This window comes from Arcobacter peruensis (assembly GCF_003711085.1).
Classification (GTDB): domain Bacteria; phylum Campylobacterota; class Campylobacteria; order Campylobacterales; family Arcobacteraceae; genus Poseidonibacter; species Poseidonibacter parvus.
Genome location: NZ_CP032363.1, coordinates 1,756,712 through 1,771,219, shown reverse-complemented (window position 1 = coordinate 1,771,219; position 14,508 = coordinate 1,756,712). Strand labels below are relative to the sequence as shown.

The 14,508-nt window shown below is 29.4% G+C and carries 16 protein-coding genes; 6 read left to right on the top strand and 10 right to left on the bottom strand.

The genetic code is table 11. From position 1 onward, the window contains the following. Positions 1-27 precede the first annotated feature (27 nt). The 10 genes from D3Z07_RS08965 to rpsT all read right to left on the bottom strand — a co-directional run bounded on the left by D3Z07_RS08965 (position 28) and on the right by rpsT (position 7,596). On the bottom strand, positions 28-702 hold the full coding sequence (locus D3Z07_RS08965) for a response regulator transcription factor (RefSeq protein ID WP_122893674.1): 675 nt from the start codon (positions 700-702) through the stop codon (positions 28-30). Beyond that, positions 692-1,144, bottom strand: coding sequence for a phosphate-starvation-inducible PsiE family protein (locus D3Z07_RS08960; protein WP_122893673.1), 453 nt, complete (start codon positions 1,142-1,144; stop codon positions 692-694). Before D3Z07_RS08960 ends, D3Z07_RS08965 begins: the two co-directional genes overlap by 11 nt. 20 nt (positions 1,145-1,164) lie before the next feature. After that, positions 1,165-1,833 (bottom strand): phosphate signaling complex PhoU family protein, encoded by a 669-nt coding sequence (locus tag D3Z07_RS08955; RefSeq protein WP_122893672.1) that lies wholly within the window; start codon positions 1,831-1,833, stop codon positions 1,165-1,167. Beyond that, positions 1,833-2,603, bottom strand: coding sequence for a phosphate ABC transporter ATP-binding protein PstB (pstB, locus tag D3Z07_RS08950; protein ID WP_076083226.1), 771 nt, complete (start codon positions 2,601-2,603; stop codon positions 1,833-1,835). Before pstB ends, D3Z07_RS08955 begins: the two co-directional genes overlap by 1 nt. A gap of 14 nt (positions 2,604-2,617) precedes the next feature. Continuing rightward, positions 2,618-3,802, bottom strand: coding sequence for a phosphate ABC transporter permease PstA (pstA, locus tag D3Z07_RS08945; RefSeq protein WP_076083228.1), 1,185 nt, complete (start codon positions 3,800-3,802; stop codon positions 2,618-2,620). Continuing rightward, the gene (gene pstC / locus D3Z07_RS08940) at positions 3,799-4,728 is read right to left on the bottom strand and encodes a phosphate ABC transporter permease subunit PstC (protein ID WP_122893671.1); all 930 of its coding nucleotides are present in this window, start codon (positions 4,726-4,728) and stop codon (positions 3,799-3,801) included. Before pstC ends, pstA begins: the two co-directional genes overlap by 4 nt. 148 nt (positions 4,729-4,876) lie before the next feature. Then, positions 4,877-5,932 carry a substrate-binding domain-containing protein gene (locus D3Z07_RS08935; protein ID WP_407641346.1) on the bottom strand — a complete coding sequence of 352 codons (1,056 nt, stop codon included), beginning with the start codon at positions 5,930-5,932 and terminating at the stop codon, positions 4,877-4,879. 88 nt (positions 5,933-6,020) lie between these two features. After that, positions 6,021-6,206, bottom strand: a complete 186-nt coding sequence (locus D3Z07_RS08930; protein ID WP_122893669.1) for a DUF1653 domain-containing protein — start codon at positions 6,204-6,206, stop codon at positions 6,021-6,023. 35 nt (positions 6,207-6,241) lie between these two features. Continuing rightward, positions 6,242-7,309 carry a peptide chain release factor 1 gene (gene prfA / locus D3Z07_RS08925; protein WP_122893668.1) on the bottom strand — a complete coding sequence of 356 codons (1,068 nt, stop codon included), beginning with the start codon at positions 7,307-7,309 and terminating at the stop codon, positions 6,242-6,244. A 26-nt stretch (positions 7,310-7,335) separates the two neighbouring features. Next, entirely contained in the window at positions 7,336-7,596 is a 261-nt protein-coding gene (gene rpsT / locus D3Z07_RS08920) for a 30S ribosomal protein S20 (protein ID WP_076083240.1), read from the bottom strand. 83 nt (positions 7,597-7,679) lie between these two features. Here rpsT and glmM point away from each other — a divergent pair, with 83 nt between their 5' ends. From glmM to D3Z07_RS08885, 6 genes are all read left to right on the top strand, one after another. Beyond that, on the top strand, positions 7,680-9,014 hold the full coding sequence (gene glmM / locus D3Z07_RS08915) for a phosphoglucosamine mutase (protein ID WP_076083242.1): 1,335 nt from the start codon (positions 7,680-7,682) through the stop codon (positions 9,012-9,014). Further along, positions 9,011-9,475: a signal peptidase II gene (gene lspA / locus D3Z07_RS08910; protein WP_122893667.1), complete on the top strand. Its 465-nt coding sequence runs from the start codon at positions 9,011-9,013 to the stop codon at positions 9,473-9,475. Before glmM ends, lspA begins: the two co-directional genes overlap by 4 nt. 79 nt (positions 9,476-9,554) lie before the next feature. Further along, positions 9,555-10,835, top strand: a complete 1,281-nt coding sequence (locus D3Z07_RS08905) for a 3-isopropylmalate dehydratase large subunit (RefSeq protein ID WP_076083246.1) — start codon at positions 9,555-9,557, stop codon at positions 10,833-10,835. Positions 10,836-10,837: 2 nt separating this feature from the next. Beyond that, complete coding sequence (mobA, locus tag D3Z07_RS08900) at positions 10,838-11,431, top strand: molybdenum cofactor guanylyltransferase MobA (RefSeq protein WP_076083248.1); 594 nt, start codon at positions 10,838-10,840, stop codon at positions 11,429-11,431. 86 nt (positions 11,432-11,517) lie between these two features. Next, positions 11,518-12,987: an NAD(P)/FAD-dependent oxidoreductase gene (locus D3Z07_RS08895; protein ID WP_076083250.1), complete on the top strand. Its 1,470-nt coding sequence runs from the start codon at positions 11,518-11,520 to the stop codon at positions 12,985-12,987. 306 nt (positions 12,988-13,293) lie between these two features. Then, a complete protein-coding gene (locus tag D3Z07_RS08885; protein ID WP_122893666.1) occupies positions 13,294-14,487 on the top strand; it encodes a rhodanese-like domain-containing protein in 1,194 nt (397 codons plus the stop codon). Positions 14,488-14,508: the final 21 nt, after the last annotated feature.

Below are 14,508 nucleotides of genomic sequence, written 5' to 3'. Positions count from 1 at the left end.
ATGTTCTTAAAAATAATTGGTGAATCTTTAGCAAAATATGTAACCTTCACCTCTTACTGATTTTATATAATCTTTTGTAGCATCTGGGTCTATTTTTGCTTTTAATCTTTTTATTGCAACATTTACAGTTTTTACTTTTTTATCAAGAGAATCTTCCCAAACAGTTTCAAGTAAATGCTCTCTTGACATTAAAATATCTTTATTTTTTAGAAACTCTAAAAATAGATCATGTTCTAAGTGTGTTAGTTCTATTTCTTTATCTTCTATATAAAACTTTTTATTGCTAGCTTTGTAAACAATATCTCTAATTTTTAAGATATCAACTTTTTTTGAAGTTCTTTTAATAACAGCTTTTACACGTGCAATTAACTCTTTTACATTGAAAGGTTTTGTAATATAGTCATCTGCATGTGCATCAAAACCTTCTAGAATATCTTCATCTTTGTCTTTTGCAGTTACATATATAACAGGATTATTATAACCCTCTTTTTTTATATCATTTATAAAAGTAGTTCCTTCACTTCCAGGAAGGTTTCTATCCATTAAAATTAAGCTAATATCTTCTTGCTCTAAAACTTTTTTTAATGTTTTGTCAATATTTAGAAAACCTATTGTTTCAAAGCCTTCTTTTTGAAGAGTATATTCAAGTAATTCTAAAATATCCTCTTCATCTTCAACAATTAAAATAAGTTTATTTTGCATCTTTCATCAACTTTCTATCCTCTTCAACTTTTTTATTATCTCTATCATCTTCATATTCAATAACAGTGTCTTTTGATACTTTAATAACACCTGGTGAGAATTTAATAGCTAAAATTCTAAAAATAAAAAATACACTAACAACTATTAATAAAAAAGAAATATCAAAGTAGTCCTTATTCACATGCGTTGTTAATATAATTACATCTCGAATTAAAAAGATAATAAAAATATCTATTACAAATCTAAGTCTTAATTTATGATTTTTAATAAAATCAGAAATCATTTTTACAACTTCCATAATAACAATAAATTCTAGCATTAGAATAATTGCTTTATAAAAATCCAGTCCAGTAGCAAGAATACCTACAAATATAATTGCAGCGGCTAGTACTTCAAAATTTGAAGAAAAGTATGTTTTTATTTTAATAATTGCTTTTTTCATACATGAATTATATCATAAAATTATGATTGTGTAATATCTCCACCAACTTGTGCAAAAAGTGCTAATGAAGCAATTGATGATGCTCTATCAGATGTTCTTGCTAATCGTCTTAGACTACTTAAAATATCAAAATACTCTTTTGAAAGTTCAAGGTTTTTTGTAATTAATTTTAATATATTTTTTTCAACCATAGAATATAAGTCATCTGCTTTACTATCTTCTACCATTACTCTTCCATATTTTTCTTCTGTATGATCATCATTAGTTTCTTCAATCATTGACATTGCAGTTCTTAATGAAAGTAGGGCAGATTTATGTAAAGGAATAGTAAATTCTAAAATCGTGCTTGTGTTTAAATCATCTGAATATGCTTTTCTAAAGATTTTAATAAAACCTTTTACATTTGATGCAGCTCTGATTAATTCATTTGTAATTTTTAAAAAAGAAACCATCTCTCTTAAATCTTTTGCTTCAGGTGAATAAAGTGCAAGTGCTGTAACAATTAAATTATCAATTTCATTAGATTTATTTGATAGTTTTTTTACAGATAAATCAATCTCTTTTAATGCAGATACATCATCACTTTTAAGTGTTTTTAATGATGTCTCAAGTGCTTCAACAACGCTATTACCAATAAGTAATACTTCATCTTTGATATTATTTCTTTTTTCTTCGTAAGTTTTTAACATTATCCAAATCTCCCTGTAATATAATCTTCTGTTTTTTTGTTTGATGGGTTTACAAAAATAGTTTCTGTTTCATCATATTCTATTAGTTTTCCTAAATGGAAAAATGCTGTGTAGTCTGCTACTCTTGCTGCTTGTTGCATATTATGAGTTACTGTAATTATTGTGTAATCTTTTTTAAGCTCTAACATTAGTGCTTCAATTTTTTCTGTTGAAATTGGATCAAGTGCTGATGTTGGCTCATCCATTAAAATAACTTCTGGTTTAACAGCAATTGTTCTAGCAATACATAATCTTTGTTGCTGTCCCCCTGAAAGTGAAGTTCCTGGATCATTTAATTTATCTTTTACTTCATCCCAAAGTCCAGATTTTTTTAAAGATTGCTCAACTAAAGCATCACACTCTTTTCCTTTAGATACAATTCCATGTTTAATAGGAGCATAGGCAACATTATCATAAATTGATTTTGGAAATGGATTTGGTTGCTGGAATACCATACCAATTCTTTTTCTAACACTTACTTCATCAACATCTTTATCATAAATATTCTTTTTATCAATTACTACTGAACCATCAATTTTTACAATTGGAATTAAATCATTCATTCTATTTAAGCATCTTAAAAATGTAGATTTTCCACATCCTGAAGGTCCAATTAATGCAGTGATTTTATTCTCATAAATATCTACATCAATTCCATGTAAAGCATGATTATCTCCATACCAAAGATTTAGTTTATTAACTTTTACTTTTGTCTTATTATCTTTTGCCATTTTTACTTTTCCTTCTACCATTTAACTTCGAATTTTTTTCTTAAATAAATTGCAACTGCATTAAGTGAGATTAAGATACTAAGAAGTACCATAATTCCAGCAGCTGTTTTCTCTATATACATTCTCTCTGGCATTCCTGCCCATGTAAATAATTGTGCAGGCATAACAGTTGCTGCATCCATTACAGACGTTGGTGCATCAGGTATAAATGCAATCATTCCTATAATAATAAGTGGTGCTGTCTCACCCATAGCTTGTGCTAAACCAATAATAGAACCTGTTAAAACTCCTGGAAAAGCAAGTGGTAAAACATGATCTTTTGTAACTTGTATTTTTGTTAATCCTAAACCATATCCAGCTTGTCTAATACTATCAGGAACTGCTCTTAATGCTGCACGTGAGCTTACAATTATAATAGGTAAAGTCATAAGTGCAAGTGTAAGACCACCAACAAGTGGTGAAGAACGTGGCATTCCAAAAAGATTAATAAAAATTGCAAGTCCTAATAATCCAAATAAAATAGATGGAATAGCTGCAAGGTTATTAATATTTACTTCAATAAATCTTGTAAATCTATTATCTTCTGCAAACTCTTCAAGATAAATTGCTGTCATAACTCCAAGTGGAAAAGCTACTAACATAGTAATACAAAGTGTTAAGATTGAACCAATCATTGCAGAGAATAGACCTGCATTTTCAGGAATCTTTGAATCTCCATGTAAAAAGAATATTGAATTAAATCTAGTTTCAATTTTTCCTTCAGCGTTTAATGTATCAACTAATGCCTTATCTTTTCTTTTTAATTTATAATGGTGACCTTTTAAATATTGATCAACTTGATCATCAGCTAAAACCCATAAGGTTTGAGTTGTATTTAATAGCTTTGGATTTTGCTTAACTTGCATAGGTAAATCTCTAAGCCAAGACCTTGAAACTATTTTTCTATATTTTCTATCAACTGCAAATCTTGAATCTTCAACAGATTTTTGATTATAAGCTACATTTACTTCTATGTATGTAACTTTAAATGCTGGTGTTCCTTTTCCAATTATGTCTATTAAGAAAAAGGCTAAAAATGCAATTGAAAAAATTAAAGATGTTAAAGTAAACTTCTTAAATCTCTTTGCACTTGCATGTCTTTTATCTAATGTTGGATCGTAAAAAGGATTTTGTGTATTTTTCTTTTTTCTTTTAATCATAATGTATTCACTTTATATTTTTCTTTAAATTTTCTAATTAGTGACAATGAAATAATATTTAAAATCAGTGTTACAACAAACAAAATAAGCCCTAATGCAAATGCTGAAAGAGTTTCTGGTGAATTAAATTCAAAGTCTCCAACAAGTGAGTTAACAATTGTTACTGTAACTGTCGTCATATCTTCAAGTGGATTCCAAGAAAGATTAGGACGAAGACCTGCTGCCATTACAACAATCATAGTTTCCCCTAAGGCTTTTGATAAACCAAGTAATGAAGCTGAAATAATTCCAGGAAGTGCTGAAGGTATTACAATATCTCTTATTGTTTCACCTTGTGTAAGTCCTAGTCCTAAAGCTGCTTTTCTTTGTGAGTCTGGAACTGATCTTATTACATCATCAGATAATGATGAAATTACAGGAATAATCATAATTCCCATTACAACACCAGATGCAAGAGCAGAGTTAAATGTAGCTTCTAAACCAACAAAATCCGCCATTTTTACAATAAGAGGTGCTACTGTAATAGCTGCAAAAAAGCCATAAACAACTGTTGGAATTCCAGCAAGCACTTCTAAAATAGGTTTTAGATAATCTCTTGTATTTGAGCTTGCATACTCACTCATATAAATAGCACTTCCAAGACCTATTGGAATTGCAACTAATAGTGCAATTATTGTAATTACAAAGGTACCTGCAAAAATAGGTACTGCACCAAATTTACTTCCTTCAACACCTGGAGACCATTCAGTTCCTGTAATGAAGTACCAAAAACTTCTCATTTGAAAAAATTCTATTGATTCAAAAAGAATTGAGAAAAGAATACCAAATGTAGTTAATATTGAAATACCAGATGCAATAATTAAAGCTGATTTAATTAATTTTTCTGTTAATTCTCTTTGCTTGTTTCTTGTTTCAAAAGTGCTCAATACTTTTGCCTTTATTTTAATTTATTCGTGATTATATATAAGGATGGTTACAGATTGATTACATTTATAAAAGTATTTTAAATAGGGAGTTTAGAGTGATATTTATGAATAAAAGAAAGCAGTTTAAAACTGCTTTCTTTGTTTTTATTTAGTGTTTAGCAGATAAGTCAGCTAAAGTTAATTTACTTCTTTTAGAAACACTTTCTCTGATTTTATTTCTAGCTTCTGTAGGTAAAGCAATTAAACCAATTTCACCTAAGATACTATCTTCACCAATCATTTTCTCAGACATAAATAAATCAACATATTTATTCATAGCAGGTACTTCTTTTGAATGAGAGTTTTTAATATAGAAGAATAATGATCTAGATACTGGGTATTTTGAAGATGAAATATTCTCAGGAGTTGGTTTAACACCATCAATTGTAGCACCTTGAACTTTATCATCGTTTTCAACTAAGAAAGAGAATCCAAATACACCAAATGCATTTTTGTTTTTTTCTAGTTTTTGAACAATTAAGTTATCATTTTCACCAGACTCAACATATACACCATCAGTTCTTACTATAGAGTATTTTTTATATTTTTTATTTGCTTTTTTATCAGCTTTATAAAGATCTGTATAAAGAGGCATTTTTTTGAAAGTACTTTGCATTACAAGTTCTTCAAATGCATCTCTAGTTCCTGAAGATTTTGGTGGTCCATAAACAATAATTTCTCTTGAAGGTAAAGAAGCATCTATATCTGACCATTTTTTGTATGGGTTTGCAATTAATGATTTTCCATCTTTTGATGGAACTTCTTTTGCAACTGCTAATGCTAAATTCTTTTTAGAAATATCAAATGGTGCATTTGATATTGATTGTGAAAATGCAATACCATCATAACCAATTACAGATTCTGTAATATCAGTTACTCCATTTTTTTCACACATTTTAAATTCTTTTGCTTTCATTCTTCTTGATGCATTTGTAATATCTGGAGTATTTAAATCATTTCCAGCACAAAACAGTTTCATTCCACCACCTGAACCAGTTGATTCAACAACAGGAGTAGGAAACTTTGTAGTTGCACCAAATTCTTCAGCTACTGAAGATGAAAATGGATATACAGTTGATGATCCAACGATTTTAATTTGATCTCTTGCACTTAAACTCATTGTTAAAGTTGCACTTGCTAATAAAGCAATTGATGTTTTCTTGATTGACATATTGTTCTCCGTAATAATTTTTATGTTGGAAGTTTAATATGTATTGATTACAATTTGGTTACGTATTTATTTAGCAGGGGTTTTAAGGTTTTAGAATAAACTTTTCTTCAAACTCTTTGTATTCTCTTACAAACATTTCATCACAATCATCAGGTTTATATATAACAGCTTTAACCCAAATATCATTTTCTTGGATTTTACAAAAGTTTATTGTTATATATGATTGTTTGTTTTTGTAGTGTGTATATGTTTGATTTAATTTAATCATTTGCAGTAGGTATAAAAAAAAAGAAAACTAATGGATTATAATCCATTAGCCTCAATTAGTTTAGATTGATGATCAGCAATAAGAGGATCAATTACTTCATCAAATAAACCGTCATTCATAATATAGTCTAAACGATACAGAGTTAAATTAATTCTGTGATCACTTACTCTATTTTGTGGATAATTATAAGTTCTAATTCTTCCACTTCTATCTCCAGTACCAACTTGTTCTTTTCTGTCAGCACCTTCTTTTTCCATTTTCTCATTCATTTCTAAATCATAAAGTCTAGCTTTTAAAACTTTCATAGCTTTATCTTTATTCTTATGTTGAGATTTTTGATCTTGATTTGTTACTACAAGTCCTGTAGGAAGGTGAGTGATTCTAACCGCTGAATCTGTAGTATTTACAGATTGTCCACCATTTCCACTAGCTCTCATAACATCAATTTTAAGATCATTTGGATCAATATCGATTTCTACATCGTCAACTTCAGGCATAACTGCTACTGTAATTGCTGATGTATGAACTCTACCTTGTGATTCAGTTGCAGGAACTCGTTGAACTCTATGTGTACCACTCTCGAATTTTAATTTCGAGTATACAAGGTCACCTTTTATAAGAATTACAACTTCTTTGTATCCACCTGATTCACTATCATTAGTGTTCATAACTTCAACTTTCCAGCCATTATTTTCTGCATATCTTAGGTAACCTCTATAAAGGTCACCAACAAAGATAGCAGCTTCATCACCACCAGCACCAGCTCTAAGCTCTAAATAGATATTTTTATCGTCATTAGGGTCTTTAGGAATCATTAGAAATTTAATTTCTTCTTCTAATTCTGGTTTTCTAGGCTCCAAGTCTTTCAGCTCTTCTTTTGCAAGTTCACCTAATTCTGAATCATCAAGAAGCATTTTATTCTCTTCTATATCTTCAATTAATTGGATGTACTCTTTAGCTTTATTAACAATTGGAGCAATATTTGACTGTTCTTTTGAAAGTTCAGTCATTCTCTTTATATCACTAGTGATATCTGGAGAAATTAATAATTCATTAATTTCTTCAGATCTATTAATAAAAGGCTGTAGTTTGTCTTGTAGCATAATCTATTATTTAATTTACAATAAAATTATATTGCGTTAACTGCAGTTTGTAATCTAGATACTTTTCTTGCAGCAGTTCCCTTTTTAAGGATACCTTTAGATACACAATGGTGTAAATATTTGTTTGCTGTTTTCATTGCAGTAGATGCAGCATCTTTGTCTGCAGCTTCGATTGCAGTGATTACTGCTTTAGTAACATTTTTGATTCTTGTTTTGTAGAATCTATTTCTTTCAGTCTTAACGATTGTTTGTCTAGCTCTTTTTTCAGCTGATTTATGATTTGCCATTTTATTTAACCTCTTTGTAAAATTTTTAAGGGTAGAATGTTACCCAAAGCAACTTAAAACAAGTTTAATTTTAGGAAGATTTAATGAAACTATTCGGAACAGATGGAGTTAGAGGAGAGGCTGGTACTTTTTTAGATGCAATGACTGTATTAAAATTAGCAAAAGCCGCAGGTATTTATTTTAGGAAACATTCAACAACAAAAAGAATTCTTGTTGGAAAAGATACTAGAAGAAGTGGATATATGATTGAAAATGCTCTTGTAAGTGGTCTTACAGCAGTAGGGTATGATGTAATACAAATAGGTCCGATGCCAACTCCTGCAATTGCATATTTAACAGAGAGTATGAGATGTGATGCAGGTATTATGATTTCTGCTTCACATAATCCTTATGAAGATAATGGAATTAAATTCTTTGATAACCATGGTAATAAATTAAACGTTGAATGTGAAAAGAAAATAGAAGAAATTTTTAATGATAATGACGCCATGATTTCTGAGCAAGTAACAGGAAGAAATATTGGAGCATCAAAAAGAATTGATGATGTAATTGGAAGATATATTGTTTCAATTAAAAGTTCATTTCCTAAAGATTTGTCTTTGCATGGATTAAGAATAGTTCTTGATTGTGCAAATGGAGCAGCATATAAAGTAGGACCAACTATTTTAGAAGAATTAGGTGCGGATGTAATTACAATAAATAATAAACCAAATGGTTTTAATATTAATGAAAACTGTGGAGCAATGCATCCTGAAAATGTTGCTAAACTTGTACGCGAGTATAGAGCTGATGTTGGTTTAGCTTTAGATGGTGATGCTGACAGACTTGTAGTTGTTGATGAAAATGGTGATGTAGTTGATGGTGATAAATTAATAGGTGCACTTTGTAAATATTTAAAAGATGAGAAACTATTACAAGGCAATGGTTGTGTTGCAACAGTAATGTCTAATAAAGCTTTAGAAGATTATTTAGAAAAAGATAAGATTAAATTACATAGATCAAACGTTGGAGATAAATACGTTCTTGAAGTTATGAAAAAAGAAGGTATTAATTTTGGTGGTGAGCAAAGTGGACATATTATTTTCTCAGATGCTGCAAAAACTGGAGATGGATTAGCTTCTGCACTGCAAGTTTTAGCATTAATTTTAAAATCAAAAAAGAAAGCAAGTGAAGTATTAAATCCATTTGAACTATATCCTCAAATCTTACATAATATGAAAGTTAGTGAAAAAATACCATTAGAAGAAATTGAAGGCTTAGAAGAATTAGTTAAACCTTTAAGACAAAAAGGTATGAGAGATTTAATTAGATATTCTGGGACTGAAAATAAAATCAGACTTCTTTTAGAAGGTAAAAATAAAAAAGATGTTGAAGTAGGAATGGAAACTTTAAAAGCATTTTTTAAAAAAGTTTTATGAAAACACAAGTAGTTTTATCAGTCATAATATTTGTTGTACTATTTTCAATTGACCAAGTTATAAAATTTGGATTTGCAAATTTCGATTGGAATGTGAAAGGTCCTTATATGTCATTGCATTTGGCATATAACTATGGAGTTGCTTTTTCAATGTTCTCTTTTTTAGCACAATATTTAAAGTATATTCAATTAGCTATGGTAGTTGCAGGTTTTATATATTTATTAAAAAATAAAGAAGTATTTAAAGAGTATTGGTTTGCAATTACTTTACTATTTGTAGGAGGCTTATCTAATATTTTAGATAGATTTACTTATGGTGGAGTTGTTGATTACTTTTATTGGCATTATGGTTTTGAGTTTGCAATATTTAATATTTCAGATGTACTTATAAACATTGCAGTTGCAATAATTATTTATACTCAAATTAAACAGTGGATGAAAGAGCGTAAACAAAAGAGTTAAAAAGAAATTTGAAAGCTTAAAATATAATTAGCTATAATGGCGAAAATTAATATTATAAAATTTATAGGAAGAGATAAATATGGGTCAAACAATAACAGAAAAAATTTTTAGTGAACATGTAGGACGTGAAGTTTTTGCAGGTGAGATAGTAAGAAGTCCAATTGATATGGTAATTGGGAATGATATTACAACTCCTATTTCTATTAAAGCATTTGAAGATGGTGGTTTTAAAAAATTAGCAAACCCAGAAGGTTTTGCAATTGTACTTGATCACTTTATTCCTGCTAAAGATATTGCATCTGCAAATCAAGCAAAAATTTCAAGAGATTTTGCGATTAAACATGATTTAAAATATTTCTTTGATGAAAAAGATATGGGAATTGAACATGCATTATTACCTGAAAAAGGTTTAGTGTTACCAGGTGATGTTATCATTGGTGCAGATTCTCATACATGTACACATGGTGGACTTGGTGCATTTTCAACTGGTATGGGTTCTACTGATATTTCATTTGGAATGATTACAGGTGGCAACTGGTTTAAAGTTCCTGAAGCTATTAAAGTTGTTTTTAAAGGTAAGCCAGCAGATCAAATTACTGGAAAAGATTTAATTCTAGAAATCATTAGAATTTTAGGTGTTGATGGTGCTTTATATAAAACTTTAGAATTTACTGGTGAAGCAATACAATACTTATCAATGGATGATAGATTTAGTCTTTGTAATATGGCAATTGAAGCAGGTGCTAAAAATGGTATTGTTGCATATGATGATGTTACAAAAGAATTCTTAGAGCAAACAGCTGAATTAAATGGTGGATTAAGAGCTGAACCTAAAATTCATTATTCAGATGAAGATGCAGTTTACACAAGAGTAATCGAAATTGATACTGATAAATTAGAGCCTGTTATTGCATATCCTTTCTTACCATCAAATGGTCATTCAGTTTCAAAAGCTGTATCTGATGAAATTAAAGTTGATCAAATATTTATTGGGTCTTGTACAAATGGAAGACTATCTGATTTTAAAGTTGCTGCTGAGATTTTAGAAGGTAAAAAAGTTGCACGACATGCAAGACTTATCTTAACTCCAGGAACTCAAAAAATCCTAAGAGATGCTACAAAAGCCGGATATATTGATATTTTAGTTGATGCAGGTGGTGTTGTATCTAATCCTACATGTGGAGCATGTTTAGGTGGATATATGGGAATTTTAGGAGATGATGAAGTTTGTATTTCTACAACAAATAGAAACTTTGTAGGTAGAATGGGTTCTAGGTCTTCAAAAATTTATTTAGCTAACTCTGCAGTAGCCGCTGCTTCTGCAATTTCTGGATATATTACAGACCCTAGAGGTTTATAAAAATGATTAAGCCATTTAAAATTCCATGTGTAATTTTATGTGGTGGTCAAAGTAGAAGAATGGGAGAAGATAAATCCCTTCTTCCTTTTTCAAACTCAAACTCACTAACACAATATCAATACAACAAACTAAAACCTCACTTTAATGAAATTTATTTATCTTCAAAGGTGGATAAATTTGATTTTGATTTCAATAAAGATAAATATCTTGTTTTAGATAAAGGTGATGTTTTTTCACCTCTAATTGCTTTAGAAACTATTTTTAAGACAATTAAATCATCAAAAGTATTTATAATTACAGTTGATACACCATTAGTTACAATTGAGTCAATTTCTAGATTAATAAATGAATCAATTAATAGTGATATTTGTGTTGCACAAACACAAAGAACACACAATTTATGTGGTGTTTTTTCTACAAATTTATTAGATGAAGTTAAGCAAATGTTATCAAAAGACATCCATAAGATAGGGTATTTACTTAAAAACAATAAGACTAAATATATAGATTTTATAAATGAGGATGAATTTATTAATCTGAACAATAAAGATGAATATAACAAAGCAATGAGTATTATAAGTAAATCAAATAAATAAAATATACTATTTAGCTATATTAAAGTTTCTTATTAAGTAAAATTTGCTATGCTATTTTATAGAATAAATAAGCTTAAGGAAGTCAAATGGCAAAAAATGAATTAGATGACGCATTAGAATTAGTTGATTCGGAAATTAAAAAAATTGGAATTTCAAGAAGAGAAGCATTTAAATTAGCTGGTCTTGGTTCTGCTGCATATTTAATGGGTGGAACAAGCGAAGCACAAGCAGCTACTGTTGCACAAGCTAGTGAAGCAAAAGGTAAAATCTTAATTATTGGTGGAGGTCTTGCAGGTATGTCAACAGCTGCTAGACTATCAAGTTCTTTAACAACACCTGATATTACAATTGTTGAACCTCTTAGTAATTCAGTTTCATATCAAGCAGGAACTACATTAGTGGCAAGTGGTGTTTATGAAAAATCTGATATTGTTTATAATACAAAAGATTTCTTACCAGCTGGTGTAAAACTTATAAAAGATAAAGCCGTTGAATTCAATCCAGATGCAAATAAAGTAGTATTAGGTTCTGGAGAAACACTCTCTTATGATTTCCTAATTATTGCAGCAGGACTTACTTTAGACTTTGGGAGAATTAAAGGTTTAGAAGAAGTTGGTGATGCTTATACTGCAGGTGATGCTTCAAAAATATTAAAAGCCTTTGGTGATTCTGGAATCACATCTATGTATAATATTGACACTGCTACTGAAACTTGGACACAAATGCAAAAATTTGTTGATAAAGCTAAAAATGGAGAAAAAGTTAAAGGTATTTTTTCACATCCAGATACAGCCATTAAATGTGGTGGAGCTCCAAAGAAAATCATGTATTTAACAAATTCTAGATTAGTAGAAGCAGGTGCAAGAGATAATGCTGAATTAACTTATTATGTAAATAGTGGCAAAATGTTTAGTGTTAAAGAATATCATGATGCTATTGTAAAACAATTCGAAGCAAGAGATTTTAAATGGAATTACAAACATAATTTAACTACTGTTGATATTCAAAATAAAACGGCAATATTTGATAAAAGATGGGATGAAAAAGGTCCTTATGATGAAGACTTAGAAGAGTATTCAATGATTACAAAACATCAAGAAGTTGAAGTACCATTTGATTTTATGCATATCACACCTCCAATGAAAGCACCAGATGAAATAGGCAGCTCTGCGGTTGGTTCTGGAAAAGGTTGGGTTCCTGTTAATAAAGAAACTCTTCAGCATGTTAAATATAAAAATATCTTTTCACTTGGTGATATCGCAGCTGTTCCTATGGGTAAAACAGGTGGAAGTGTAAGAAAACAATATAAAGTTTTAGTTGATAACTTAATTGCTGCTATGGAAGGTAAAGAATTAAATGCAAAATACGCAGGTTATACTGTGTGTCCTTTAATTACTGATATTGGAAAAGTTATGTTAGCAGAGTTTGATTGGACTAAAAAACCGACACCTTCATTTCCTTTAGATCCAACTCAAGAGAGATATATTTGGTGGTTACTAAAAGTTTATATGCTTAAACCAATGACACAATATGGAATGTTGTCAGGTAAAGCATAGTTTTTAATTAATTATTCTATGAAAAAAGAACTCTTTATAATAGTAGGTATCTTCTTTGTACTTACTATTATTATGCATTACCAAGAATTTCTTGATTATCCTCTTAAACAAATTGCAGCATTGGAAAATTCAGGTGCTTATGGTTTTGGATCTTTTCATCCTTTAATATTTACTCTTATTATATATATATTATTTTTGATTCCTAGAGGAATCATAAAACTTTTCACTAAAAAATACAAATAAATTTCATTTTTAAATCCTAATAGTTATATAATTTAATATAAGAAGTATAATAGAAGGAGAAATATGAAAACAAATAAATTTCTAGCAAGTATTGCTCTAATAGGATTATTATCAACTGGTTCTTTAGCTAACAGCTCAGAAAATACTTTAAGTCAACCAAATCAAAAGGTTCAGTCTTTAATTAATAAATATAATTTAGAAAGTGTAACTTTTGATTATGTTAATAAAATAATTGCAAAGGGTACTCGAAGTAGTGCAAAAGCAATCTTAATTGATGCAAGACCAGAAGCAAAGTATAAGAAGGGTACTATTCCTTCAAGTATGAATATTCCAGATACTAAATTTGATGAGTATGTATCTTTATTAAAAGATACATCTAAAGAAAAAGAATTAATAGTATATTGTGGTGGATATAAATGTGCTAAAAGTCCAAAAGTTGCTGCGATGTTAATTAAAAAAGGTTTTACTAATGTAAAAGTTTATCCAGCAGGTGAACCGGAATGGATTAAGAAGAGTTATAAAGAGATTGATACAGTTGTATTACAAGCTGCTTATAAAAATAACTCAAGTTTAATTATAGATGCAAGACCATATAAAAAATTTTTACAAGAAACAGTTCCTGGAGCTATTTCTATTCCAGATACAAAACTTGATAAGTTAAAGGGAAGATTTCCTGTAAGCAAAGATGAGAAGATAATTATTTTTTGCGGTGGATTTAAATGTGTTAAATCACATATAGTTGCAAAAAAATTAATTTCATTAGACTATAAAAATGTATCTGTTTACTCTGCTGGTCTTCCAACATGGAAAAAATTAGGTTTAGCCACTACAGCTCAAACAAAAAAAGTAAAAGCAACAGCAGAAGTTAAAAAGAAAGAATTCAGTAATAATGGCTTAAAACTAGGAGTAGACGAAGGCTCAGTTGATGGAGAATGGTTTAAGAAACTAGTATTAGAGGATAAAGTTCCATCTTATATCCAAATAGTTGATGTAACAGCTCCAGAAGAGTTTAAATCAGGTCATTTAAAAGGTTCAATCAATATTGAAGCAGAAAAATTTAAAGCACAAGAATTTTTTGCAAAACTTCCAAAAGATAAAACAATTGTATTTAATTGTACTGCTGGAGGGAGGTCAATTGAAGCATGGAGTAAATTAAAAGATGCAAAGATAGATTTATCAGAAATATTCTATTTTGATGCAAATATTGATTGTAAAGGTACAGAGTGTAAAATAGAGGCTAATGAGCCTTTAGAGTAGACATAAAAAAAGGGATTGAAG

What these genes read in the sequence shown, in the direction of transcription:
- pstA (WP_076083228.1), bottom strand. Translation starts at nt 3,802, where the DNA reads ATGATTAAAAGAAAAAAGAAAAATACACAAAATCCTTTTTACGATCCA.
- lspA (WP_122893667.1), top strand. Translation starts at nt 9,011, where the DNA reads ATGAAAACACAAGTAGTTTTATCAGTCATAATATTTGTTGTACTATTT.
- prfA (WP_122893668.1), bottom strand. Translation starts at nt 7,309, where the DNA reads ATGCTACAAGACAAACTACAGCCTTTTATTAATAGATCTGAAGAAATT.
- pstB (WP_076083226.1), bottom strand. Translation starts at nt 2,603, where the DNA reads ATGGCAAAAGATAATAAGACAAAAGTAAAAGTTAATAAACTAAATCTT.
- D3Z07_RS08905 (WP_076083246.1), top strand. Translation starts at nt 9,555, where the DNA reads ATGGGTCAAACAATAACAGAAAAAATTTTTAGTGAACATGTAGGACGT.
- mobA (WP_076083248.1), top strand. Translation starts at nt 10,838, where the DNA reads ATGATTAAGCCATTTAAAATTCCATGTGTAATTTTATGTGGTGGTCAA.
- D3Z07_RS08955 (WP_122893672.1), bottom strand. Translation starts at nt 1,833, where the DNA reads ATGTTAAAAACTTACGAAGAAAAAAGAAATAATATCAAAGATGAAGTA.
- D3Z07_RS08895 (WP_076083250.1), top strand. Translation starts at nt 11,518, where the DNA reads ATGGCAAAAAATGAATTAGATGACGCATTAGAATTAGTTGATTCGGAA.
- D3Z07_RS08930 (WP_122893669.1), bottom strand. Translation starts at nt 6,206, where the DNA reads ATGATTAAATTAAATCAAACATATACACACTACAAAAACAAACAATCA.
- D3Z07_RS08885 (WP_122893666.1), top strand. Translation starts at nt 13,294, where the DNA reads ATGAAAACAAATAAATTTCTAGCAAGTATTGCTCTAATAGGATTATTA.
- D3Z07_RS08965 (WP_122893674.1), bottom strand. Translation starts at nt 702, where the DNA reads ATGCAAAATAAACTTATTTTAATTGTTGAAGATGAAGAGGATATTTTA.
- glmM (WP_076083242.1), top strand. Translation starts at nt 7,680, where the DNA reads ATGAAACTATTCGGAACAGATGGAGTTAGAGGAGAGGCTGGTACTTTT.
- rpsT (WP_076083240.1), bottom strand. Translation starts at nt 7,596, where the DNA reads ATGGCAAATCATAAATCAGCTGAAAAAAGAGCTAGACAAACAATCGTT.
- D3Z07_RS08960 (WP_122893673.1), bottom strand. Translation starts at nt 1,144, where the DNA reads ATGAAAAAAGCAATTATTAAAATAAAAACATACTTTTCTTCAAATTTT.